Origin of the sequence: Aquirufa salirivi (genome assembly GCF_045310485.1) — a bacterium.
Taxonomy (GTDB): Bacteria; Bacteroidota; Bacteroidia; order Cytophagales; family Spirosomataceae; genus Aquirufa; species Aquirufa salirivi.
The window spans coordinates 83975-109206 of the sequence record NZ_JBEWZH010000004.1; the positions used below are offsets into that span (position 1 = coordinate 83975).

The window sequence follows — 25232 nt, forward strand, 5'->3', positions numbered from 1 at the left end:
AATGAAAAAAATAACAGCTTCAATATTATTATCTTTTTGCTTCATCCAGTTCTCTTGTCAAGAAGACTTTTTGAAGACAACAGACCCTACGAGGATTGGTCGAGATTTGTTTTATCAAAACGAAACTCAATTCAATCAAGCTTTAAATGGAATATATGGCCAGTTGCAGACCATTACGAACTCTGCCTATATTCAACAGGAATTTATGTCAGACAATACCACATTAGACTTCAATCCACTGGATCGTGGAGGTGCAGCGGGTTGGGAGGCATTCGAATTCTCTACTGTAAATCAGGGAAATGGCGAAATAAATACGCTTTGGAATAACCATTATGCCACGATGTACAACATCAATTATGCCTTGGAAAAATTAGCGGCATCTACCATTGATGCCACAGCTAAGTCAGCCATAGAAGGACAATTGAAATTCATTCGAGCATACCATTATTTCAATTTGACTCGTTATTTCGGAGATGTGGTTTTAGCGACTAAGACCTTGTCTAATCCGAATGAATCTTTTGATTTAGTTCGCTCACCTCAAGCTGAGGTATATAAACAAATCGAAACGGATTTGGCTGATGCGGTAAAGTTACTACCTAGTTCTTATCCAGCTTCTGGAAAAGGTAAAGTGACTAAGGGTGCTGCGGTGGCTTTATTAGGGAAAGTCTATTTAACTAGAAAGAACTATGCGGCTGCAGCTACTACCTTAAAGGATATTTTAAGTTTAGGTTATTCTTTGAATGCCAACTATAAAGACAACTTTGATCCAGCGAGGAAAAATGGACCTGAATCGATTTTTGAGGTACAATACCAAGGAGGAAACGACTTAGGGGAGCAAAGTAACTTTGTCTATGTTTTTGCACCACGTTTATCTCAAGGAGCAGTAACAGGTTATGCCAACACCACTCCAAGTGGTAGAAATATTCCAACTCGTGATATGATCAATGCTTATGAGGCAGGAGATTTGCGGAAAGATATTTCTTTGAAAACAGGTTATACCTTAAATGGTACTTTTGTGGGTATTCCTTATGTGGCTAAATACCAATATCCACACACCATCTCGGGTCGTACGGATAATAACTGGCCAGTATTGCGCTATTCCGATGCCTTGTTGATGTTGGCTGAATCCATCAATGAATCAGCAGGTCCTACGGCAGAAGCTTTAGGCTATGTGAATGCTGTCCGTAAAAGAGCAGGCTTAGCAGAATTGGCAGGTTTATCCAAAGAAGGATTACGTGCTGCGATCATGCAAGAGCGTCGTGTGGAATTGGCTTTTGAAAATCACCGTTGGTTTGATTTACAAAGAACCATGACTCCATCGGAATTGACCACATTTATGAATGCCCATGGTGCTAGAGAAAAGGCGAATCCAACGGTTTCTCGTGGAGGAATTGCCTTCAATGCCTTGGATTATGTGTATTCTGATTTTGAATATTATTTACCGATACCTGCACCACAGATATTGATAAATAGTAAATTAACCCAGAACCAAGGGTATAACTAAGGGATTTTTTATTTAGATTAATCTTTGTAAAATTACCGAGTGCTCGGACTTGCTCTCCGTGCCTCGGTAATACAAAGAGATAAACCTATTATAACAACTTTTTCTGTGCAAACTAGTATTGAACTTATAACCTTTTTAGGTCGATTACACCCTTTAATTGTCCACTTTCCCCTAAGCTTATTGTGGGTGGTTTTCCTGTTGGAAGTCATTTCCTGGAGGCAGTCATCCCAACAATTTAAACCGGCTATACATTTGATGTTGTGGGTAGTCAGTTTTTCTGCCTTATTAGCCGTTGTATTTGGATTAATACTATCGAATCAAGATGAGTATGCTGGAAATACCGTAGTCTGGCATCAGTGGTCTGGTATAGCTACTTTGGTCTTAGCTGCTTTGGCTTTATTAGCTTTTAAAGCGGATGAAATGAAGTCCTATAGGGCATTATTACTACTTTCTGTTTTTGGAGTCACTTTTGCGGGTCATTATGGAGCGATGCTGACGCACGGTGATGATTATTTGAGTTCCGCTTTGAATTCCGAAATCGCCAAAGATTCCACTTCCCTTGTACCTAAAATTGATGTTAAAAAATTACAAGGAGATATCAATGTTGACCAAAAAGAAGCTCTGGCCATAGAAGCAAGAAGTATTTTGACCAAACATTGTACCAGCTGTCATGGTACCAAAAAAGTAAAAGGAAAACTTCGTTTAGACGATTTGAAATACGTTTTAAAAGGAGGAGAAAACGGGAAAGCTTTGATCATTGGTCATCCTGAAAAAAGTGATATCATTCATCGAATCAAATTGCCAGCCAGTCATGATGATGCCATGCCTACCAAAGGTAAGCGTTTAACGAAAGCTCAAATTGAAGTGTTGGAAACATGGATTAAGCAAGGAGCCCCTTGGCCAAATTCACCTAATACCACTCAACCATTAGCCTTACCTGAAGAAAAAGAAAAGGATTTGGCTGTGTCTAACAACTTACCTACAGGACCAGTTCCGGCTGCCTTCCAAGAAGGAGAAAATGCCGTGGCAAGTCCTGCTGTACAAATTTTAAACACGAATCAAGTAGATGAATTGAACGTAAAAGTTCGAACCATCCTAGCCCATAATTGTTACAGTTGCCATAATGCTACCAAAACCAAAGGTAAACTTCGTCTAGATAAAAAAGAGCTTCTATTTAAAGGAGGCGAAAACGGGCCTATTTTAGTGGCAGGCTATCCAGAAAAGAGTGATATCATTCGTCGGGTTAAATTACCAGACGGTCATGATGATGCTATGCCTACCAAGGGCAAGCGTTTGACCAAAGAAGATATTGCTTTGCTCGAGTTTTGGATTAAGCAAGGTGCGCCATGGCCAACAGGTCCTGAGAAAAGCTTGTACCGAGTAGCAGCTTTGGAGCCTCGTTTGCCGAATCTTCCATCGGCCAATGCTCAAGCCCAAAAGCCTATTGATTTATTTGTAGATCAATATTTTAAGAAAAATAAGATTGCTTGGAAAAAACCCGTCGATGACGCCACCTACATTCGTCGAGTTTATTTAGATGTCCAGGGTTTACTACCTAACCCACAAGCCATACAAAGCTTTATTTCGGATAAAAGAGCCAATAAAAGGGAACTTTTAGTTCAATCCTTGTTGAGTGACAACTCAGCTTATGCCCAGCATTGGTTTAGTTTCTGGAATGATGCTTTGAGAAATGATTATTCAGGAACAGGTTATATCACGGGTGGTCGCTTTGGCATATCAAAATGGCTGTATGGCTCTTTGAAAAATAATAAGTCGTATGATCAATTTGTTAAAGAATTAATCAGTCCAAACAAAGAGTCGGAAGGTTTTATCAAAGGAATTAAGTGGAGAGGTACCATTAATTCGAGTCAAAGTACCGAGATGCAAGCAGCACAAAATGTGGCTCAAGTATTCTTAGGCTTAAACTTAAAATGTGCTTCTTGTCACGATAGCTTTATTAGTGATTGGAAATTGGATGATGCTTATGCCTTCGCCAATGTTTTTGCTGATCAAACCTTAGAAATCCACAAATGTGACTTACCAACGGGCCGTATGGCTGGCCGCGGTGTCCTATACAATTCACTAGGCAAAATTAAGGAAACACCTATTACAGCCGATCGTTTAGTTCAGTTGGCTGATATTTTGGTTCAAAAGAAAAACGGTCGACTTTACCGTACCTTGGTCAATCGGGTATGGGCACAGTTGATGGGACGTGGTATTGTGGAACCGGTGGATGTGATGGATAATGAACCTTGGAGTCAGGATTTATTGGATTATTTGGCCTATGATTTTGCCAATAATGGTTCGGATATGAAGCGTTTGATGTTTCAAATTTTAACTTCTAAAACTTACCAATTACCTACGGTTGGCTTTAAAGAAGTATCCATGTTGACGGCATCTAATTATGTCTTTAAAGGAATGACAAAACGTCGTTTAACTGCCGAGCAATTTGCTGATGCGGTGAGTCAATCTTTCTTCCCATTGTATTCGGATTCTGCCTTGGCGGTCAAGATGTTGCCTGCTGATATCAAAAAGGATATTCCTTTTGCTCGGGCCGCTTTGGTTAAAAATGATCCGTTTTTAACGGCATTAGGGAGACCTAATCGAGAGACGGTTTCAACCAGTAGAACTTCTCAAGCCAATTTATTACAGGCATTGGAATTGACGAATGGAGTTAAATTCAATTATACCTTGAATACGGGGGCTAAGATTTGGGTAGCCAAATATAGCTCGAGTGATGCATTGGTCAATGCACTTTATCGTCAGGCTTTGGGACGAAACCCAAGTTCTCGCGAAATGGAATTGGCCATTCGATACTTGGGTAAAAAGCCGAGTATTGAAGGAGTTCAGGATTTTGTTTGGGCTATTACCTTACTTCCTGAATTTCAATTAATTATCTAAGTTTAGAAATAGAATATCGTGTATTTTTGTATATGAAGACGCAATACAACAGAAGGGAATTTTTACAGAATACGAGCATGGCCACTTTGGCGGCGATGGGAATGAACTCGCCTATGGCTAGTTTGCTCGCAGGTTCCAATAATCCGATTGCCCAAAGGGCTGCTACAGCGGATACGGTGATCTTGCTATGGATGGCAGGTGGTATGGCACATACGGAGACCTTTGACCCGAAACGTTATACTCCTTATGAAAAGGGAATGGAGGGGAATCGAGTGCTAAGTACTTTCAAGTCTGTGCCTACAAAATTGGATGGAATTCATTTTTCAGAGGGATTGGAAGGCATCGGAAGTGTGATGGATAAAGGAACGTTAATCCGTTCTTATGTGGCTGCCGACTTGGGACATATTTTGCATACTCGCCATCAATACAATTGGCATACCTGTTATGAACCTCCACAAACCGTGGCTGCTCCTCACATGGGAGCGTGGATAGCGAAGGAGTTAGGCCCTAAAAATCCGGTGATTCCTGCGTTCATTGATATTGGTCAGCGTTTTACTGTGGGCGAAGGAGAAGAGTTGAAAGCTTTTCACTCAGCAGGTTTTTTAGGCAATGAATTTGGGCCATTTTTTATACCAGATCCAAGTCAAGGATTGGATAGTGTGCGCCCACCCGTTGGGATGAACATGAAGCGATTTGAAGGCAGAAATAAGTTATACAATGATTTAATAAGTAAGAGTCCCTTTGGTGATTTTGGTAGTGATTATCAAAAAGAGTCCCTACGTCGTTCCATGGAGCAGGCATATATCTTATTGAACTCGCCAGAGTCAAAAGCCTTTAATCTGAGTTCTGAGCCAAAAGAAAGTTATGATATTTACAATACGGGTCGCTTTGGACTAGGCTGTCTATTGGCTCGTCGATTGACGGAACAAGGAGCCCGATTTATTTCTGTGACTACTGAATATGAGCCTTTCTTTGGTTTTGATACCCATGAAAATGGCCATACGCGTATGGTTGGCATGAAAAAGCAAATTGATGGTCCCGTGTCTCAATTGATTAAGGATTTGGATAAAACAGGTCATTTGGATAGAACCTTGGTCATCGTGGCATCTGAGTTTAGTCGTGATATGATGGTCGAAGGTCGCCCTGACCAAACTGTAAAAGAACAAGTCAACCAACCAGAGATTCTGAATGATATGAAGTTTTATGGCATGCATCGCCACTTTACGGATGGATGCTCTATTCTTATGTTTGGAGGAGGCATTAAGCGTGGACATGTTTATGGTAAAACAGCTGATGAAAGACCATGCAAAACCATTGAAAATCCAGTAAAAATTGCAGGTATTCATCAAACCATGTATCATGCTTTAGGTATCAAAGCAGATACCCAATATGAAATAGAAAAAAGACCTTTCTATACCACACCCGATGGTAAAGGTCAGGTAGTCAAAGATATATTGATTAAAGCCTAATGAAAGGAATCCACGTGCTTTTATCCTATAGTTTGGTAATGGGTTTGGCCATGGGCTTGGATTCTTGTTCATCGAGTCATGCCTCCCAAGTTCCGGAAGAACCAATACCTGAATTAGTCAGTTATAATTTTGACATTCGGCCTATTTTATCGGACAAATGCTCTGCATGTCATGGACCAGATGCCAATAAACGAGAGGCTGGTTTACGTTTAGATGATTCAGTGAGTGTTTTCAAGGCATTAAAAGAACATCCCAATGCCTACGCTTTAGTACCAGGAAAGCCAGAGTTATCGGAAGTTTTTCTGCGTATCAGTACTGAAGATACGACCAAAATGATGCCACCTAAAGCCTCTCATTTAAAGCTATCTGCCCGAGAAATAGACCTCATTGAAAAGTGGATTAAGCAAGGAGCCAAATATGAAAAGCACTGGGCTTTTGTGGCACCTAAGAAACCTGCCCTTCCTGAAGTGGATCAGAAAGATTGGGTGAAAAATGAGATAGACTATTTTGTGCTTCAGAAAATGGAGCAGAAAGATTTAAGTCCTAATGAGGAGGCTGATAAAGAAAGGTTATTAAAACGAGTGGCTTTGGATTTGAATGGTTTACCTCCAAGTTTGAATCAAATGGATCGTTTTTTGGCAGATAAATCGCCAAAAGCTTATGAAAAAATGGTGGATGAGCTATTAAGGAACCCGAGTTATGGCGAGAAAATGGCCGTTTACTGGTTAGACTTGGCCCGTTATGCTGACTCCCATGGTTATCAAGATGATGGTTACAGAACGCAATGGCCATGGCGTGATTGGGTCATTCATGCACTGAACAAAAACATGCCATATAGTCAGTTTGTCACTTGGCAATTGGCGGGGGATTTAGTACCTACCTCTAACCCAGCTCAAGCCAAAGAACAATTATTGGCTACTGGTTTTAACCGGAACCATAAAATTACCGAAGAAGGAGGAGTTATTCAGGAGGAATACCGGGTCAGTTATGTAGCCGATCGGAGTGATTTATTTGGGAAGGCATTTTTAGGAGTCACGATGGAATGCGCCCGTTGTCACGACCATAAGTATGACCCCATTACCCAAAAGGATTATTACCAAACCTTCGCTTTTTTTAATAACGTCAAAGAGGTAGGAATAGAATCGGTCATTGGAGGTCCTGAAACCTATGCTAAAAAACCTTTGATGGAAATCAGCAATGACGATGTGAAGGGGATTTTGAAGTTTATCAATAAACAAGATACATCACGACTCATTGTTTCTGTCATGAGTGATTTAGATACGGCACGTGTGAGTACCATCTTGAAACGAGGAAATTATGATGCGCCGGGAGATGTGGTTCAAGCCGCCATGCCTAGTGTTATTTTACCATTTGCCAAAAATCTTCCAAAAAATAGATTGGGTCTTACTAAATGGCTTTTTGATCAAAAAAATCCATTGACTTCCCGCGTATTTGTCAATCAAATGTGGCAAGAGTTTTTTGGAAAGGGAATCGTGAAAACGGCTGGTGATTTCGGTATGCAAGGGGAATTGCCCACTAATCCAGCTTTATTGGATTGGCTGGCGGTTGACTTCATGGAACATGGCTGGAACATCAAACGTCTAGTCAAGCAAATGGTGATGTCGGCTACTTACCGCCAATCCGCCAAAATGAGTCCAGAAAAATTGGCCAAAGATCCTGAAAACACATATTTATCTCGTTCTTCTCGTTCTCGAATCAATGCTGAATTTGTTCGTGATGTGGTCTTGTCGAGCAGTGGCTTATTAGTGCCTATGATAGGAGGTCCAAGTGTGAAACCTTATCAGCCACCAGGACTTTGGGAAGGCGCCACTTCAGGTCGTGGCTTATTGTCGATGTACGTACAAGATCACGGGGCAAGTTTGTACCGACGAGGAATGTATACCTTAATCAAAAGAACGGTTCCTCCGCCGACTATGAGCATATTTGATGCCAGTAATCGAGATGTTTGTGAGGTGAGAAGGTTGAAAACAAATACCCCATTGCAGGCTTTGATCATGATGAACGACCCTACTGTATTGGAAGCTTCCAGGGTATTGGCGGCAAAATTATTGCAAGAAAATAATCAGGTTTCTGATAAAATCAATAAGGCCTTTCGAATGATTGTTTGTAGAAAACCTTCCGAAAAAGAAATGAGTATTTTGACTACTTATTACCAAAAAGAGTTAAAGAAAATCAATTTGAAACAAGCTAATAAATTGTTGGCCGTGGGGGAGTATCCAATCCCGAATCAGGTAGATAGACAGCTTTTGGCAGTATTAATGCGTGTGGTCAATACCATTTATAATTTAGAGGAAACCATTACTAGAACCTAAGCTGATGTTAGAAAATGATATACTAGAGCACGGGCTAAGTTTTAATCGGAGGAGATTTTTGTCGACGATGAGTTTAGGGCTAGGAAGTGTGGCCTTAGGGTCTTTATTAGTTCCTAGTTTATTGAATGGTGGCGATCAAGATGGGGCGGATTTTACACCTGGGATTCCTCATTTTGCACCGAAGGCGAAACGTGTGATTTACCTCTTTCAAAATGGCGCGCCCTCTCAATTAGAGACTTTTGATTTCAAGCCTAAACTCTGTGATATGATGGGGCTGGATCTTCCAGCCTCTGTGCGTGGTACGCAGCGTCTAACAGGGATGACAGCAAACCAAGCTACGTTTCCGCTGGCACCTTCCTTTACTAATTTTAAGCAATATGGACAATCAGGAGCATGGATAAGTGATATCATGCCTTATACTTCTAAGATCGTGGATGATATTTGTATCATTCGATCTATGTATACCGAGGCTATCAACCATGATCCAGCTTTGACTTTTTTTCAAACAGGATCTCAGCAGGGCAATCGCCCGAGTATGGGTTCTTGGCTAAGTTATGGTTTGGGAAATGAGAATAAAAATTTACCTGATTTTACCGTTTTGCTTTCTCGTGGAATTGGAAATGGACAGGGTGTGTATTCCAAATTATGGTCGAATGGCTTTTTGGATTCCATCCATCAAGGTGTTCAATTTAGCAAAGGAGAAGACCCCGTTTTATATTTGAGAGATCCCGAAGGCATGGACCGCAAGGAAAGAAGGGAGATGCTAGATCATTTGGCCGAACTCAATGATTTGTCGTATCAAGAGTTTGGAGATCCTGAGATTTCGGCAAAGGTGAAGCAGTATGAAATGGCCTACCGCATGCAAACAGCTGTACCGGAGGTAATGGATTTAACGAAAGAATCAGATGATATCATTAAGTTGTATGGTCCGGATTGTTTAGTGCCAGGGACTTTTGCTGCCAATTGCTTATTAGCGAGAAAGCTTTCTGAAAATGGCGTTCGATTTGTGCAATTGTATCATCAAGGATGGGATCAACATGGGAACCTACCTTTTGAGATTCAAAGTCAAGCTAAAGATACCGATCAAGCTTCTGCAGCTTTGATTACTGACTTAAAACAACGCGGATTATTGGATGAAACATTAGTGATTTGGGGAGGGGAGTTTGGTCGTACTTGTTACAGTCAGGGGAAATTGACCATCGATAATTATGGTCGAGATCACCATCCACGCTGCTTTAGTATTTGGATGGCAGGAGGAGGAATCAAGCCTGGTATGGTATATGGAGAAACGGATGAATTAGGATACAATGTTCAGAAAAATCCAGTTCATGTGCATGATTTCCAAGCTACAGTTTTAAATCAGTTGGGTCTTGATCACGAAAAATTAGTGTATAAACATATGGGTAGAAGGTTCAGGTTGACTGACGTATCGGGGAAAGTGGTTCGAGATATCATTAGCTAAGCAGTTTAATTTATGAATAGTAAGCTTACGGGTATTTTAGAACAGATTTTATTAGCCTCTTTTTTCTTTGTGGGCTTTTTGTTGGTATTTGAAGGAGATTTGCAGATTCCTTTGGTTTTGCAGCCCCTCGGCCGACTGCATACGCTTCTTTTACACTTTCCCATCGTCTTGCTTTTGTTGGCCATGTTCATGGAATTTTTCCGTTTTCATGACTACTTCCTTAGGAATGCGACCTATTTACAATTTACCCAATGGCTCATATTGGCAGGAGCATTGAGTTCTGCGTTAACGGTGATTATGGGTATTTTTTTAGCCAAAGAACCGGGATATGGCGGAGGGGATTTATATTGGCATCGCTGGTTAGGTGTAGCTACTTATATTTTTGCCTCTTTGATGTATTGGATTCGAAGCAAAGAATGGTATCAATCATCGATGGCCAAAATCACTTCAATTTCCATGTCGCTTTTGTTGATCTTGGTGGGGCACTTTGGTGGGAATTTAACCCATGGTGGAAATTTTGTGTTGGAACCATTGCTTAAAAATAAAGCTGTTCCCTTGGAGGAAGCAATCGTGTTTCAGGATTTGGTGCAACCTATCCTAGAAAAGAAATGCGTGGCTTGCCATAATCCCGATAAAATTAAAGGGGAGCTTTTAGTGACGGATGCTAAATCCATTACCAAAGGTGGAAAAACGGGCCCATTGTATGTGGCAGGTAAACCTGAATTAAGTTTGTTAATTCAGCGAGCGCATTTATCCATTGACGACAAAAAGCACATGCCACCTATTGGCAAGCCTCAATTGAGTGATGATGAATTGCAATTATTAAGCTGGTGGGTGAAGGAGAAGGCCTCATTTACCAAAAAGGTTGTGGATTTAGCATCTAACGATTCCTTGCGGATCTTATCTGCCAAATTGTTAGCCTCAGCATCTGGTCCATCAGAGTTGGAATATGACTTCCAAGAAGCGGATGAAAATACGATTCAAAAGCTTTCCAATGAGTATAGAACCATCATGCTTTTTGCCAAAGACTCTCCAGCTTTATCGGTAAACTTTTTTAATAAGGCGCAATACAAAGCCCCTAAACTGGAGGAATTAAAGGAGATTAAGGAACAAATAGTAACATTAAGTTTGGCAAAAATGCCTGTTCAAAATGCTGATCTGGCATTTGTTAAAGTATTTGAACACTTGCATACCTTGAATTTGAATTTTACAGATGTGACCGAGGTGGGTTTGAAAGAATTGGCAGGAATGAAAGCCTTGATGGTTTTGTCCCTATCTGGAACTAAATTAAAGGCCGCAGGATTAGCATCGGCTTTAAAAGCAATACCTAACTTAAAAAAGGCTTATGTTTGGGACGCTGGATTGAGTCGAGAAGATATCTCATTACTTCAAAAGCAATTGCGAGGAATTCAGGTAGTAGGAGGTTTTCAGGATGATGGCAGCAATCCTTTAAAATTGAATCCCCCTCAGGTGAAAAATCCATCGACCATTTTTGATGAATATATTGTAGCTCAATTAGGGCACCCCATTAAAGGAGTTGAAATCCGTTATACCACGGATGGCAGTATACCCGATAGTGCCAAATCACCCATATTTGCAGGAAATTTACGTTTGAATCAGAATACTTCCATTCGAGCTAGGGCATTTAAGCCAGGTTGGATAGGCAGTGATGAAGCAAGCTTTGATTTTTATAGGGGACATTTTAGGCCAGATAGTGTCGTTTTATTAACACCACTTAATCGGGTGCATCAGGCGGCAGGTGCAAAAACATTTTTTGATGGGAGGTTAGGCTCATTTAATGCCAATAGTCCAGCTTGGGCAAATAACTGGGCTGGGGTTAGAAACAATGATTTGGTTTTAGTATCTATGTTTAAACAAGCCATTTCATTATCTTCTGTTGAATTAAGAATCATGGTAGAAACGCAAACAGGAATATTTCCTCCTGAATTAGTGGAGATATGGGGTGCAAGTGTAGAAAACCAATGGAAGTTATTATCCAAGTTTAAGCCAGCCATTCCCAAAGAAAATTTCCCACATACGCTCCCATTGATTGGGACAAAATTTAAAGTATCTACCATTAAATACATCAAAATCGTGGTTAAGCCATTGGAGAAGATACCTGGATGGCATCCCGCTAAAGATAAGCGCGCCTTATCTTTGGTCGACGAGATGTTTTTTAATTAGTTGAACTATTTTCATCCTGAAGATTTAGGGCTTTTGTCGCTTTATGCTTGACTCTGCGCAGAATATCGTTTGTTGTCAAAAATTCCCTTTTATCTTTGTCGCCATGAAAAATAGCCTTTTAATTTTGGGATGTACGCTTCTTTTTAGTGTTACATCTTTATTTGCTCAGCAACCTGGCCCTCCACCTGCACCTATCCCTGTAGAGGTTATGTTTGGAAATAATCGAACGAATTTTCAATTAATTCTAAATAAGCCCATGGATGCCAAAGGGAAATTCTCTTTTTTTAATGTGACTAATGGGGCAGTGGATTATCATAATAAAAATGAAGAAACGGAGATTGTGGTAGTGAATTCCATAAACTACGAATTAGGTAATAATTTCAAGGCTAGTGCGGGAGCACAGTGGCATTTTAAATTGGGACTAGTGCCCTTATTGGGTGTCCAATATTTTAAAGCAAATCCTACTTGGTTGCTTTTGGTGTCTCCTAATATCTGTCTTTTACCAACCACTAATATGGAAGTGGTGAGTTTGGCGGAATTCAAGCCTTCCTTGAGTCCTAAAACGAGGCTTTACACCAGAGCCCAAGTTTTATATAATCAAGTGTTGGATGGAGGAATTCATGCCCGAAGTGGTTATACATTCCGTGCTGGGATTAGTCGCCAAAAGTTTACGTATGGTATCGGTATGAACTTCGACTATTATGGACCGTTCAAAGCCGAAAAATTGAATACAGGAGCCTTTGTTCGAATAAGCTTATAGCTTGATTTAGAGGAGTATAGGCTTATTTAACAAACAGTTTATGTACGCTTATTGGTATTGCTAAGGACTTCCCTTAACTTGTTGATCTAAACCTCCTTTGAACCATGAAAAAGCTCTGTTTATTACTAGGCATTTGCTGCTTTTCTTTTCTATCATATTCTCAGCATATAGGTGCTACCGTTTCTTTACCCAACGGATGGAAATTGAGTCCAGCTGGTAAATCGTTTCCATTAGGCGACCTTCCGCTTAATATGGTCATAAGTCATTCCAAAAAATGGGCTGCTGTGACTAATAACGGCCAAAGTAAGCATAGTGTTTACCTGATCGATTTGGCCAAGCAGCAAGTGGTAGATTCTATGATAGTGGCCAAAGCCTGGTATGGATTAGCCTTTAATTCAGATGATTCCCAATTATTCGTTTCAGGAGGGCATGATAATAAAATACTTCGACTGGGAGTATCAGGAGGAAAACTGAGTTTATTAGGTGATATCAAATTAGGAGATGCTTGGCCTAACCGAATTGCCCCATCAGGATTAGCTTTTGATGATGCCCGTCAGCGTTTGTATGTTGTGACGCGGGATAACCGAAGTCTATACATCATTGATGCTAAAAGTAATCAAATACTGAAGCAATTTGGCTTGGATGGAGAAGCCTACATGTGTTTGTTGAGTCCTTCTAATAATGAACTGTATATTTCATGTTGGGGATGCAACCAGGTATTGGTTTTTGATTTAAAAACGAACTTATGGAAAAAATCTATTGAAGTGGGAGATAATCCTAATGAAATGGTGCTGCATCCAAATGGTAAAACTTTGATGGTTTGTAATGCCAATGACAACAGTGTTTCAGTGATAGATTTGTCCTCTCAAAAAGTTGTTGAGACTTTGGATGTGGCCTTATATCCTAATTCTCCAGCAGGATCTACTACCAATGGTTTAGCGATAGATCCTAAAAATAACTACTTGTATATCGCCAATGCAGATAATAATTGTTTGGCTGTTTTTGATGTCAATGTACCTGGAAAAAGTCAGGCTAAAGGATTTATTCCAGTAGGTTGGTATCCTAGTAATGTCAAAGTAATCAACAATCAAATTTGGGTTATCAATGGAAAAGGAAATACTTCCATGGCCAATCCTTATGGCCCTAGACCTGTTCGGAGAGGAGAAGAAGTAAATTTACATGCTGGTGATTCAAATGCTCCCAAGGAGGTGCAGTACATCGGTTCCATGTTTAAAGGAACGATGAGTGTCATTCCTAGACCAAAACCTCAAGAATTGCCTGTTTATACGCGAGCCGCTTATGAAAACTCGGCATATCAGCCTGAAAAGTCAGAGATGGCAGATAAGCTAGCTCCAGGTTTTCCTATACCTATGAAAGCTGGGCAAGTTTCCCCTATCAAATACGTGTTTTATGTCATTAAAGAAAATAGAACTTATGATCAAGTTTTAGCAGATGTTAAAGGAGGAAATGGGGATACTACTTTATTGCTTTTTGGAAGAAAATATACGCCTAATCAACATGCCATAGCTGAGTCATTTGTATTGCTGGATAACTTTTATGTAGATGCTGAAGTGAGTGCAGATGGCCACCATTGGACCATGGGAGCTTATGCCACTGATTACATGGAGAAAAGTTGGCCTACTAGTTATGGTGGCCGAGGTGGTGGAATATATGGAGAGGCAGAGCGTAGTGTATCTCAAAATAAAAATGGATATATCTGGGATCAATGTAACCGATATGGTGTGACTTTTAGGACATATGGCGAGTTTGTAACCAATGGAAAGGCCAATATACCGGTATTGAATAATCGTTTTCATCCTACTTTCCCAAGTTACAATTTAGCTATTCAAGACACGACTCGCTTAGCCATTTGGAAGAAGGAATTTGAGCAAATGGTCAAAGAGAATCGAGTACCAAGATTTAATTCTTTACGTATGGGAAATGACCATACGGAAGGTTTGCGGATTGGAAGGCCAACACCTTATGCACATGTGGCCGACAATGATTTAGCGGTAGGGCAATTAATTGAAACATTAGCAAAAAGTCCTATTTGGAATGAAACGGCTGTATTTATCTTAGAAGATGATGCACAAAACGGGGCTGATCATGTGGATGCACATCGGAGTACGGCCTATGTAGCGGGAGGTTTTGTGAAAAGGAATTTTGTTGATCATACCATGTACACCACCAGTTCTATGTTACGAACGATGGAGCTTATTTTAGGATTACCACCTATGACGCAGTATGATGCTGCAGCTATGCCCATGTGGAGGAGTTTTGATGCTGTGGCTAAGCCTTTCGAATTTAAAGCGATAATTCCTCAAATCAACTTATTGGAGAAAAATGTTGTTCGTAATGAATGGCAAAGGCAATCGGAACTTTTCAATTTTGAAAAAGAAGATGCTAATAATGATGTTGTATTTAATCGAGTATTATGGCATGGCTTAAAAGGTAATGTTGCCTTCCCTGGACCCAAGAGAGCAGCTTTTATTTTTCCCGTCAAGAAAAAGGAAAAAGGGGAGGATTGATTATTGGTGGCTTCGAGAGCCTCAGCCACCATAGAGCCTCAGCTACCAAAGAGCCTATGCCATAGGGCATTAGCTACTTGGGATAATAGTATAAATAAGGTGGCTTCGAGAACCTCAGCCACCAAAGAGCCTCAGCCAACTTTGGGTTTCAGCTATCTGGAATCATGGTGTGAAAATAATATAGATATGGTGGCTTCGAGAGCCTCAGCCACCATAGAGCCTCAGCTACCAAAGAGCCTATGCCATAGGGCATTTGCTACTTGGGATAATAGTATAAATAAGGTGGCTTCGAGAACCTCAGCCACCATAGAGCCTCAGCTACCAAAGAGCCTATGCCATAGGGCATTAGCTACTTGGGATAATAGTATAAATAAGGTGGCTTCGAGAGCCTCAGCCACCGAAGTGCCACATTTTACGGATAAGCTAAATCGAATGGTTAACTACACTTCATAAAATTCTTAAACCATTTAAATATAAATAACAATCATGGTGGCTGAGGTACTCGAAGCCAGCATGATTGGGGATATCTAATAGATTTGATGCGGTGGCTTCGAGTGCCTCAGCCACCATAGAGCATTGGTATATAGCTGTCTTATCTCACAAAGATTCATGTTGAATTTTTAATTCCACTGTATATGCCTCACGTATAAACCATGCAGTAGATAAAAGTGCAAGATTTTTAATGATGTATTGTCCTATCAAAGTAGGGGTAAAAATGAATTGCCAAGTATCATTTGGGAGAAAGACGGTAGGAAGAAAAGTGGTGATAAGGTGCAATATCAAGGCATAGAATGCCCATGTAGTGAATGCTGGAAACAACCAAACTAAGCCTAATGCACATTCAATAAATCCGAAATAAAAGGAGAAAGTGTCAAGTCTCAATGTCTTATGCAAAGTAGCTTCATACAAATGTTCAACCAACTTTTCAGCAGGTGATATTCCAGCCACTTTTAATGCTCCAAACCAGAAATATATTATAAATAAGGAGATCCTACTGAACCAAATGATTGTTTTCTTTCCCATCATGTAAAGCCTTTGCTTCAAAACTAAGTGATGCTATTAGAATTAAATATGACAATTATCAGTTCTGTGGTGGCTGAGGTTCTCTGGTGGCTTTGGTTCTTGGATGACTGTAGTTCTCTGGTGGCTTTGGTTCTCGGATGACTGTAGTTCTCTGGTGGCTGTAGTTCTCTGGTGGCTGAGGCTCTCGAAGCCACCTCTGGCTATGTCGAATGGAAAATTAAGTAGTTGAAATTCGTGAATCTGCTATTCGACATTTGTAATGTCGAATATTGGATATAGTATGCTGGCTTCGAGATCCTCAGCCAGCTAGGGTATATAATCCGTTAATCCGCTATTCAACTTCAGCGATGTCGAACATCAGATTGGCTGAGGCTCTGAGGTGGCTAAAGTCCTACGGTGGCTGAGGCCCTCGAAGCCACCTCTGGCTATGTCAAATGGAAAATTAAGTAGTTGAAATTCGCGAATCTGCTATTCGACATTTGTAATGTCGAATATTGGATATAGTATGCTGGCTTCGAGATCCTCAGCCAGCAAGGGTGTATAATCCGTTAATCCGCTATTCAACTTCAGCGATGTCGAACATCAGATTGGCTGAGGCTCTGAGGTGGCTAAAGTCCTCTGGTGGCTGAGGCCCTCGAAGCCACCATATTGCTTGCCCTCATAGAATCCTAACCACCAATCACGAAGGTTTCCATTATACTGGTAGCTTCGAGAGCCTCAGCTACCAAATATGTCTGGTTAAATCTAAGAAATAGGTGATAATAATCATTGTGGCTAATGCTCTCGAATTGAAGTGAAATTAATAAAAGGTGGCTAAAGTTCTGCGGTGGCTGAGGCACTCGAAGCCACCATGACCAAGGCTCTCGATGCCACTCTGAATGTGAAGTGAAATTATTATCAAAAGGTGGCTGAGGCTCTCTGGTGGCTGAGGCTCTCAAAGTCAGTATAGAAGAGAATAGTTTACATTATTAAAAATAGGCTGAGGCTCTCTGGTGGCTGAGGCCCTCGAAGCCACCATATTAAGCCATATCCAAAGCCCTTAACTGCAATTTTCGATTTCCCCTAAACTCATTCACTTCCAGATGATAGACCAATGAAATGGGCTTTTGATTCAAATAAGCCTCCATCAATCCTTCATAAAAATCAGCTTTCAGGTTAAAAGCGATAACTTCCATCACAGGATTTTCAGGACGATCTTGAACAAATAGTTTCAGGTGGGCTTCTTTCATTATGGTGGGAGGAGCACTTTGAAAAAGCTGATTACTTTGAAAAAGAGGAATCATATTTCCTGGTCCAAAAGGAGATAGTCGAATCAATAATTTATCATGAAACGTTAGATTAAGTGCAGAAAGTGGAACTTCCATATCGATTAATAATTCTGCCTGAGGGGGATTTCCTGTTAAACCTATTTTAACTAATCCGTCGAATCTCTGAATGAAAGCAGGTAAATCTTCTGGTTTAAGATGTAAGCCTGCGGCATGGGTATGGCCACCAAACTGAACCAATAAATCTGCGCAAGATTCTAGAGCAGCATGAATATCAAAACCTTTGACAGAACGAGCCGAACCAACTAATTGGCCATGTGATTCCGTTAAAATAATAGTCGGTCGGTAGTAATGTTCTTGTATTTTACTAGCCACAATTCCCACTACACCTTTATGCCAAGAAGGATGAAAAAGTACCGTAGAAAAGGCATTGGGTAAGAAAGGATCTTGCTGAAAGATTTCAAGGGCTTGTTGGACGATTTCCTTTTCAACTTCCTTCCGACTTTGATTTTGTTTCAAAACAGCTTCGGCTAGCTGGCTAGCTTCCATGGTGTCGGATGCTAATAATAATTTGACGGCACCATGCGCGTGGTCCATTCTACCTGCGGCATTGATGACTGGGGAGATGGAAAAGACGATATCCGTTACTTGGATGGGAGCTGTTCTCCCCGCATTTTGAAGTAGGTATGCTAATCCAGGAGAAGGGTTGCTACTTAGTTTCTCTAAACCAAAATAGGCAAATACTCGGTTTTCTTCCGTAATAGGAACCATGTCCGCTGCAATGCTACAAGCCAATAAATCAATTCTATCCCAGAGTGGTTCTGTTTCTAAATAATTGGCTTCAATAAAGGCTTGAAGAAGTTTGAAACCTACCCCACAGCCTGTCAATTCCTTGAAGGGATAGGCGCAATCCTTTCTTTTAGGATCAAGGACAGCCAAAGCTTCAGGTAAATGCTCTTCTGGCAAATGGTGGTCACACACGATGAAATCGATACCTTGTTCATTACACCAAGCGACTCTTTCATGGGCTTTGATACCACAGTCTAGCGAAATGATTAAGCTGTAGCCATTATCTCTAGCATATTGAACTCCAGCCTGTGAAACACCATAGCCTTCGGTATAACGGTCGGGAATGTAGTAGTCACAATCCGCTCCAAGAATTTCACTTAGATACCCGTAAACCAAAGCCACAGACGTCGTTCCATCTACATCATAATCACCATAAATCAAGATCTTCTCTCCAGTTTCTAAGGCTATCCCCAATCTTTCTACTGCCTTGTCCATATCTTTCATGAGGAAAGGATCATGAATGGATGTTAATTCTGGCCGCATGAAAGCTTTGGCTTGGTCAAAGTTTCGTATGCCTCTAGATAAAAGTAACTGCAAAAAATAAGGGTTTTTAACGGTACTTAATTCATCCGAAAGCTGTTGTAATGCTTCTTTTTCTGGAGGAGGCAACAGCGTCCATTTCTTTTTAGGCAACATAGAGAGTCGGCGTATAGCGGTATAAAGTGGGTATTCGTATTTTTTTATTCAGGTTTATCATGAAAAAATTTCGGGCATTTCAATTGGGAATTCACTCAACAGATTTTCAATCAATAAATCTCCTAATAAATACTCATATTAAACGGCAAATTAGTAGAATATCATAAACCTGATAAGTACCACTAATCACTAATATCTAAACCCTAATAACTAATGAGCCACCCCATCCCGCTTCACCACTTTCCAAGCAGTAAGGCACATGATTTTTAGGTCAAAGAAAAATGATTGTTTTTGAAGGTATTCGGCATCGAAAGCCACTTTTTGTTCATTTGGAATTTCATCACGACCATTCACTTGTGCCCAACCCGTTAGTCCTGGTACTAGTGTATGAACGGATACTTCGGTTCTGGCAGTGTTCAGGTCGGTTTGGCTAGGTAGTGATGGACGAGGACCCACAAAAGACATATCGCCATTCAGGATGCACCACAACTGGGGTATTTCATCTAAACTCGATTTTCTGAGAAAAGAACCAATGGGCGTTAGAAATTGATCAGGATTGGTCAATAAATGGGTGGCCACCACAGGAGTATGGGTCAGCATGGTTCTAAACTTAGGCATGGGGAAAGTGACATTGTTTTTACCTATGCGAGTCGACCAGTAAATGATGGGGCCAGAGGAGGTGAATCGTACCAAAAAAGCGATGAAAATAGCTGGGATTGCCAAAATTAGGCACAAAATGAGGGCTAAAAGTAAATCAAATAATCGCTTCATGGTTCATTGGATGTCACAAATATAGGGAATTTGAAGCCTATGAGGGCCTTTGTTGAAATTATTACCACAAAATAAATATCATGCCGCTCTTAAAGCTGAAATTTAAATTTTTGTTTTCAATATTGTATCGTTTTGGTCTAGCAATAACAGGAATACCTATTTTTGAATTTCACAGCTTTATTTTAGAAGTTAGTCTTTTGATAAAGCTTGGGGGGAATTTTAATTCAGTGTTGTAGTTTATTGGATGGAAACCATTTTTATCTAATGAAAATAAAAGAATAAAGGAATCCAAATTCATTGTGGATTCCTTTATTCAATCAAACCAATTTTTTTTCAAATTAATGAATAATTGAAAGTAGAACTTAAAGAAAGGGATTTTCTAAAACTGTAATTTTATTTCTTTTACCTTCAATATACTCTAAAGATCTATTATTATGATCAAAAATATGTGTTAGATAAATTTGATGTGTCCATGGACTACGTCTAAATATTCTAGTTTGATTCAATAGAGTTGCTCTCGTAATTTTTCTAAATTCATTCTCTGTATTAAATTCATTAATTGCCAAAAGTTCGCCGCAATAGTCATTATGATCAATATTATAAACATCGTCAAAATAGGTGAATACGTAGGGCAAATATTTATCTGGGGATAATTTAAAAACTTTCAAACAATCAACGGTACTAGTATAATAATCTACATCTACGGACACAAATCCTATTGGACATGTGCAATGTTTTTCAAAATCACTAAGCGAGTCACCAATTTTACCTAAAATCAATTTAGCATTTTTAGGTAAGCTATTAATCAATTTTTCACGATCAACAAGCGGAAAGTCTCCAGTAAAATATTTTTCTGGGTGATCTTTGTAATCTGTTGGAGATGGCATTCCTTCACCAGTATCAAATCCTAAAATTTCAAATTCCACACCTGTCAATTGTTGTACTTTTTCTGCGATATAACACATATTAAGTAGTCCATTTCCTGCAGCAACCCCAAATTCAATGATTGCAATTTTTTTAATATTATTAGCAATAGCAAAATCAGCGGCAGCTAAAATACTGTAAGCGTATGGTTCGCGAGGGACTAAATCATATTCAACTTTAGATCTAAAGTTCCCGAATATGAGATTGAAAATTGAGGCTAAATTATATATAAACGGCTCACCAAGTCTTTCATAATAGATTCTTTTAAGAATATAAGGTCGGAAGATTTTTTTTAGTATTTTATTTTTCATTGTGTAATTAATTTTTAATTAAATTCCCTCTATTTGTAATTCACCGTTAACAATATTCATTTTCCTCGCAAACTAGATAGAGTTTGTTCCTCCTATGATTTTGTAAATTGTTCCGAATCAATGGTGAAGTAATATAAAATAATTGAATTTGTCACACTCTGATCGAAATTTCAAATCTGTAATGCCAGTGAATATTAAATGATTGGTATTAAAAATAATTAATCCTTAAAGTTAGCTTAACTAGGAAAATCAAAGAAAAAATTTGATAGGTTTTATCATATAATCACCGTTGTTTAAAATCTTCAATAGTCATATAAATGAAACATATTAATCAACATGATTGCAGAAATTCTGAATATAATTTCTGCTATTTATATGTACCAAATAATCGCTTTATGGGTCATTTTAAACCGCAAAAATAAGGAATTTGAAGCCTATGAGGGCCTTTGTTGAATTTATTACCACAAAATAAATTTTATTTCCCTATTTAATCTAAAATGTATATTTTTGTTACTCAATTTTGTATCAGTCTGCTCACTCAATATGTGAGTCAGGTTGGCGAAGCCGTAGCAAGCCATTCCTTTTCCTTTGCAATTAGACTCCATTTTTTCAGGTAAAATTCGTGTCAAGCTATTGACCAAACTCCTGCTTAACCCAGCAAGTAAGGTTTACTTACGTGGTTTAGAAAGGGAGTTGGGCGTGAGCAGTAATACCGTACGTTTGGAATTGAATAAGTTGAATGAAATGCACCTGATTAAAGTTCAGGTAGATCCAGACAACTCCAAGGTGAAGCACTATGCGGTAAATACAGCCCACCCTATGTTCAGTTCTTTGCGGGGAATCATCATGCAATTTGTGGGCTTGGATCAAATCATCGAGCAGGTGATTGATAAATTAGGGAATGTAGAAAAAGTATACCTAACAGGTGATTTAGCGGAGGGCAAAGATTCCCCCTTTGTAGATTTGGTGTTGATTGGAGATGTGGACAAAAATTATTTGTATCAATTAATTCAAAAAGCAGAAGGGCTTATTCCTCAGAAAAAAATACGAGTCGCGGTGTATGCTAGTCAAGAGCAGCATTCTTTCTTGGAGAATTTTAAAGGATCGTATTTTCATTTATTGAATTAATTTAGCTAGCTAAACGATTCAAAATTCAGATTATCAAGTATTTAAAGATTAAAAAATATATTTGTAGCGTTCATATTAATTAAATTATAATGTTAGAAAACTCTTCAATTCTAATTACTGGAGGCACAGGTTCATTCGGTAATACCTTTGTTCCAATGACTCTAGAAAAATACAATCCCAAAAGAATTGTCATTTATTCGAGAGATGAAATGAAACAATGGGAAATGGCTCAAAAATTCTCCAATGACCCAAGGGTTAAATTTGTGATTGGTGATGTCCGTGACAAAGATCGTTTATCTCGTTGTTTGGATGGTATTGATTATGTGGTGCATGCGGCAGCTACCAAGATTGTTCCTACAGCAGAATACAATCCTTTCGAATGTATCAAAACGAATATCAATGGTGCCATGAATTTAGTAGACTCTTGTATTGAGAGTGGTATTAAAAAAGTGGTGGCCTTGTCGACAGACAAAGCGAGTAATCCAATCAATTTATATGGGGCTACTAAATTAGCTTCCGATAAATTATTCGTTGCTGCAAATTCTAATGTCAGTGAAAATCAAACTACTTTTTCCGTCGTTCGTTATGGCAACGTGATGGGTTCACGTGGTTCAGTGATACCATTTTTTAACAAATTGGCAGGAACGGGTGAGCTTCCCATTACAGATCCTCGTATGACTCGTTTCATGATTACCTTAGAGGAGGGTGTGAAATTAGTCTGGAAGGCATTTGATGATATGTTAGGGGGAGAAATTTATGTGAAAAAAATTCCATCCATGACCATCGGTGATATCGCTAAAGCGGTAGACTCTGATGCTAAACAAGTCATCATTGGAATTCGTCCAGGTGAAAAAATACACGAGCAGATGATTGGTGTGGAAGATGCTCCTCACACATTTGAGTACGATACCTATTATAAAATTTTACCGGCTATTCACGCATGGTCATCAGATCCATTACGTATCAAAGAAGGTAAATCGGTGCCAGATGATTTCACATATTCTTCCGATAACAATTCTGAATGGATGTCAGTAGAAGAATTAAAAGCTTGGATCGAAAAAAATAAACTCAAGATAGGTCAAATATAATGAGTCAAAAACCTTCCATTTTTCTTACTGGAGGTTCTGGACTGTTAGCAGTCAATTGGTTTTATTCCAAGAGGAACGAATATAGCGTTTATCTTGGATTGAACGAAAGACAAATTCATCCACAAGGGGGTCATGTACTTTCCCTTGACTTTACCTCTGAGGCAATTTTGATGAAGCAATTGGAGGCTGTACATCCTTCAGTGGTAATACACACTGCTGGTTTAACCAGTGTAGAGAAATGTGAAAGCAAACCTGATTTGGCATACCACATCAATGTCGAATTATCAAGTTTAGTGGCGAATGCCACGAAACGTTTAGGAATTCCTTTGGTACATATTTCTACAGACCATCTTTTTGAAGGGAATGCTTCCATGTTGTCTGAAGAAGTGCCTACTCAGGCTATCAATGTGTATGGGCAGACCAAGGCATTAGCAGAGAAGGCTGTTTTACAAATTAACCCCAATGCCTTACTGATTCGCACGAATTTTTACGGATGGGGAACTTCCTACCGTAAATCTTTTAGTGATTACATCATTCAAGCTTTAAGGGATCATCAAACACTTCACTTATTTGATGATGTGCATTACACGCCCATTTTAGCAGAAAATCTGATTCAAACTGTACATGACTTATTGGATAAAAAGGCCAAGGGTATTTTTCATGTGGTAAGTGATGACAGGATTTCAAAATATGAATTTGGGGTCTTACTCGCGGATGAATTTGGTTTAGATAAATCACTCATCCACAAGAGTACTTTACAATCCCAAACTAATTTAGTGAAAAGACCTGCAGATATGAGTTTATCCAATCGGAAAGTCAGTGAATTATTAGGGAGAAATTTAGGTACGGTAAAACAGCATATTGCTCAATTGCACCAGCAAGAGCTTGAAGGTAAAACCCAAGAAATACAATTATTATGATACCATACGGACGCCAAGATATATCCGAAGCGGATATACAGGCAGTAGTTGATGTTCTTAAATCTGATTTTCTTACACAAGGACCGGCGGTACCAGCCTTTGAAAAATCGGTAGCCGATTATTGTGATGCCCAATACGCTTTTGCGGTAAATAGTGCTACTAGTGCGCTACATATTGCTTGTTTATCCTTGGGAGTGGGAAAAGGAGATTTGGTTTGGACTAGTCCTATCACGTTTGTTGCCTCAGCAAATTGTGCTTTGTATTGTGGTGCAGATGTGGATTTTGTGGATATAGATGCAGCTACGTATAATATTTCTGTGATCGCTTTAGAAGAGAAGTTAGTTAAAGCGGAAAAAGCTGGACGATTACCCAAGGTTATCATTCCAGTTCATTTGGCTGGTCAGTCTTGTGAAATGGATAAGATTCATGCTTTGGGTCAAAAATATGGGTTTCGTATTATTGAAGATGCCTCACATGCGATTGGAGGGAAATACAAAGGAAAGGCGATAGGAGGATGTCAATATTCAGATATTACCGTATTTAGTTTTCATCCAGTGAAAATTATCACCACGGGTGAAGGGGGTATGTGCCTGACCAATGACCCACAACTAGCCATTTCTTTGAATCGTTACAGAAGTCATGGTATTGTCAGACAAGCCAGTGAAATGACACATGCGCCAGATGGTCCTTGGTATTATCAACAAATAGAGTTGGGTTATAATTATCGAATGACAGATATTCAAGCGGCATTAGGTTTAAGTCAAATGAAGCGTTTGGATGAATTTGTCGCAGCTCGACATGCGCTTGCTACTCGTTATAATGAGTTATTGCAAGAAGATTGGATTGAGTTACCTTGGCAGCACCCTGATACTTATTCGGGACTGCATTTGTTTATCATTCGTATAAAGAAAAACAAACAGGGTATTACACACCGTCAGCTATTCGAAAAACTTAGAACAGCGGGCATTCTAGTTAACCTACATTATATTCCCGTATATACACATCCGTATTATGAGTCCATTGGCTACGATCGCAAAGAATTTCCTCAAGCGGAATCCTATTATTCAGAAGCCATCAGCATTCCTATGTTTGCGACCTTGACACCAATTGAGCAGAAATTTGTGGTGGACGCGATTAAAAAACCATCTGGTTATCAGAATTTATTTTGATTAAGAT

General features: G+C 39.5%; 17 protein-coding genes. 13 read left to right on the top strand and 4 right to left on the bottom strand.

Annotated features, from left to right (window positions below; all coding sequences use genetic code 11):
• Position 1 precedes the first annotated feature (1 nt).
• The 9 genes from U0R11_RS06465 to U0R11_RS06505 all read left to right on the top strand — a co-directional run bounded on the left by U0R11_RS06465 (position 2) and on the right by U0R11_RS06505 (position 15594).
• Positions 2-1504 (top strand): RagB/SusD family nutrient uptake outer membrane protein, encoded by a 1503-nt coding sequence (locus U0R11_RS06465; protein ID WP_406750709.1) that lies wholly within the window; start codon positions 2-4, stop codon positions 1502-1504.
• Between the two features lie 105 nt (positions 1505-1609).
• Positions 1610-4405 carry a DUF1549 domain-containing protein gene (locus tag U0R11_RS06470; RefSeq protein WP_406750711.1) on the top strand — a complete coding sequence of 932 codons (2796 nt, stop codon included), beginning with the start codon at positions 1610-1612 and terminating at the stop codon, positions 4403-4405.
• Between the two features lie 32 nt (positions 4406-4437).
• Complete coding sequence (locus tag U0R11_RS06475) at positions 4438-5874, top strand: DUF1501 domain-containing protein (protein ID WP_406750712.1); 1437 nt, start codon at positions 4438-4440, stop codon at positions 5872-5874.
• The gene (locus U0R11_RS06480) at positions 5874-8207 is read left to right on the top strand and encodes a PSD1 and planctomycete cytochrome C domain-containing protein (RefSeq protein WP_406750713.1); all 2334 of its coding nucleotides are present in this window, start codon (positions 5874-5876) and stop codon (positions 8205-8207) included. The genes U0R11_RS06475 and U0R11_RS06480 overlap by 1 nt, the downstream gene beginning before the upstream one ends.
• 4 nt (positions 8208-8211) lie before the next feature.
• Positions 8212-9669: a DUF1501 domain-containing protein gene (locus tag U0R11_RS06485; protein WP_406750715.1), complete on the top strand. Its 1458-nt coding sequence runs from the start codon at positions 8212-8214 to the stop codon at positions 9667-9669.
• 12 nt (positions 9670-9681) lie between these two features.
• Entirely contained in the window at positions 9682-11853 is a 2172-nt protein-coding gene (locus tag U0R11_RS06490; protein ID WP_406750717.1) for a c-type cytochrome domain-containing protein, read from the top strand.
• A gap of 103 nt (positions 11854-11956) precedes the next feature.
• The gene (locus U0R11_RS06495; RefSeq protein WP_406750719.1) at positions 11957-12613 is read left to right on the top strand and encodes a hypothetical protein; all 657 of its coding nucleotides are present in this window, start codon (positions 11957-11959) and stop codon (positions 12611-12613) included.
• Positions 12614-12717: 104 nt separating this feature from the next.
• Positions 12718-15141: an alkaline phosphatase family protein gene (locus U0R11_RS06500; protein WP_406750720.1), complete on the top strand. Its 2424-nt coding sequence runs from the start codon at positions 12718-12720 to the stop codon at positions 15139-15141.
• A gap of 99 nt (positions 15142-15240) precedes the next feature.
• The gene (locus U0R11_RS06505) at positions 15241-15594 is read left to right on the top strand and encodes a hypothetical protein (protein WP_406750722.1); all 354 of its coding nucleotides are present in this window, start codon (positions 15241-15243) and stop codon (positions 15592-15594) included.
• 144 nt (positions 15595-15738) lie between these two features.
• Here U0R11_RS06505 and U0R11_RS06510 read toward each other — a convergent pair whose 3' ends face one another.
• The 4 genes from U0R11_RS06510 to U0R11_RS06525 all read right to left on the bottom strand — a co-directional run bounded on the left by U0R11_RS06510 (position 15739) and on the right by U0R11_RS06525 (position 20920).
• The gene (locus tag U0R11_RS06510; protein ID WP_406750724.1) at positions 15739-16164 is read right to left on the bottom strand and encodes a hypothetical protein; all 426 of its coding nucleotides are present in this window, start codon (positions 16162-16164) and stop codon (positions 15739-15741) included.
• 1019 nt (positions 16165-17183) lie between these two features.
• Positions 17184-18914: a single-stranded-DNA-specific exonuclease RecJ gene (recJ, locus tag U0R11_RS06515; protein ID WP_406750726.1), complete on the bottom strand. Its 1731-nt coding sequence runs from the start codon at positions 18912-18914 to the stop codon at positions 17184-17186.
• Between the two features lie 210 nt (positions 18915-19124).
• Positions 19125-19685, bottom strand: a complete 561-nt coding sequence (locus tag U0R11_RS06520) for a sugar transferase (RefSeq protein WP_406750727.1) — start codon at positions 19683-19685, stop codon at positions 19125-19127.
• A 362-nt stretch (positions 19686-20047) separates the two neighbouring features.
• Entirely contained in the window at positions 20048-20920 is an 873-nt protein-coding gene (locus tag U0R11_RS06525; protein ID WP_406750729.1) for a hypothetical protein, read from the bottom strand.
• A 588-nt stretch (positions 20921-21508) separates the two neighbouring features.
• Here U0R11_RS06525 and U0R11_RS06530 point away from each other — a divergent pair.
• From U0R11_RS06530 to pseC, 4 genes are all read left to right on the top strand, one after another.
• Complete coding sequence (locus U0R11_RS06530; protein ID WP_406750731.1) at positions 21509-22048, top strand: ArsR family transcriptional regulator; 540 nt, start codon at positions 21509-21511, stop codon at positions 22046-22048.
• Between the two features lie 89 nt (positions 22049-22137).
• Positions 22138-23136, top strand: a complete 999-nt coding sequence (gene pseB / locus U0R11_RS06535) for a UDP-N-acetylglucosamine 4,6-dehydratase (inverting) (RefSeq protein ID WP_269004425.1) — start codon at positions 22138-22140, stop codon at positions 23134-23136.
• Complete coding sequence (locus tag U0R11_RS06540; protein WP_406750732.1) at positions 23136-24056, top strand: SDR family oxidoreductase; 921 nt, start codon at positions 23136-23138, stop codon at positions 24054-24056. The genes pseB and U0R11_RS06540 overlap by 1 nt, the downstream gene beginning before the upstream one ends.
• Positions 24053-25225, top strand: coding sequence for a UDP-4-amino-4,6-dideoxy-N-acetyl-beta-L-altrosamine transaminase (pseC, locus tag U0R11_RS06545; protein WP_406750734.1), 1173 nt, complete (start codon positions 24053-24055; stop codon positions 25223-25225). Before U0R11_RS06540 ends, pseC begins: the two co-directional genes overlap by 4 nt.
• The last annotated feature ends 7 nt before the right edge of the window (positions 25226-25232 follow it).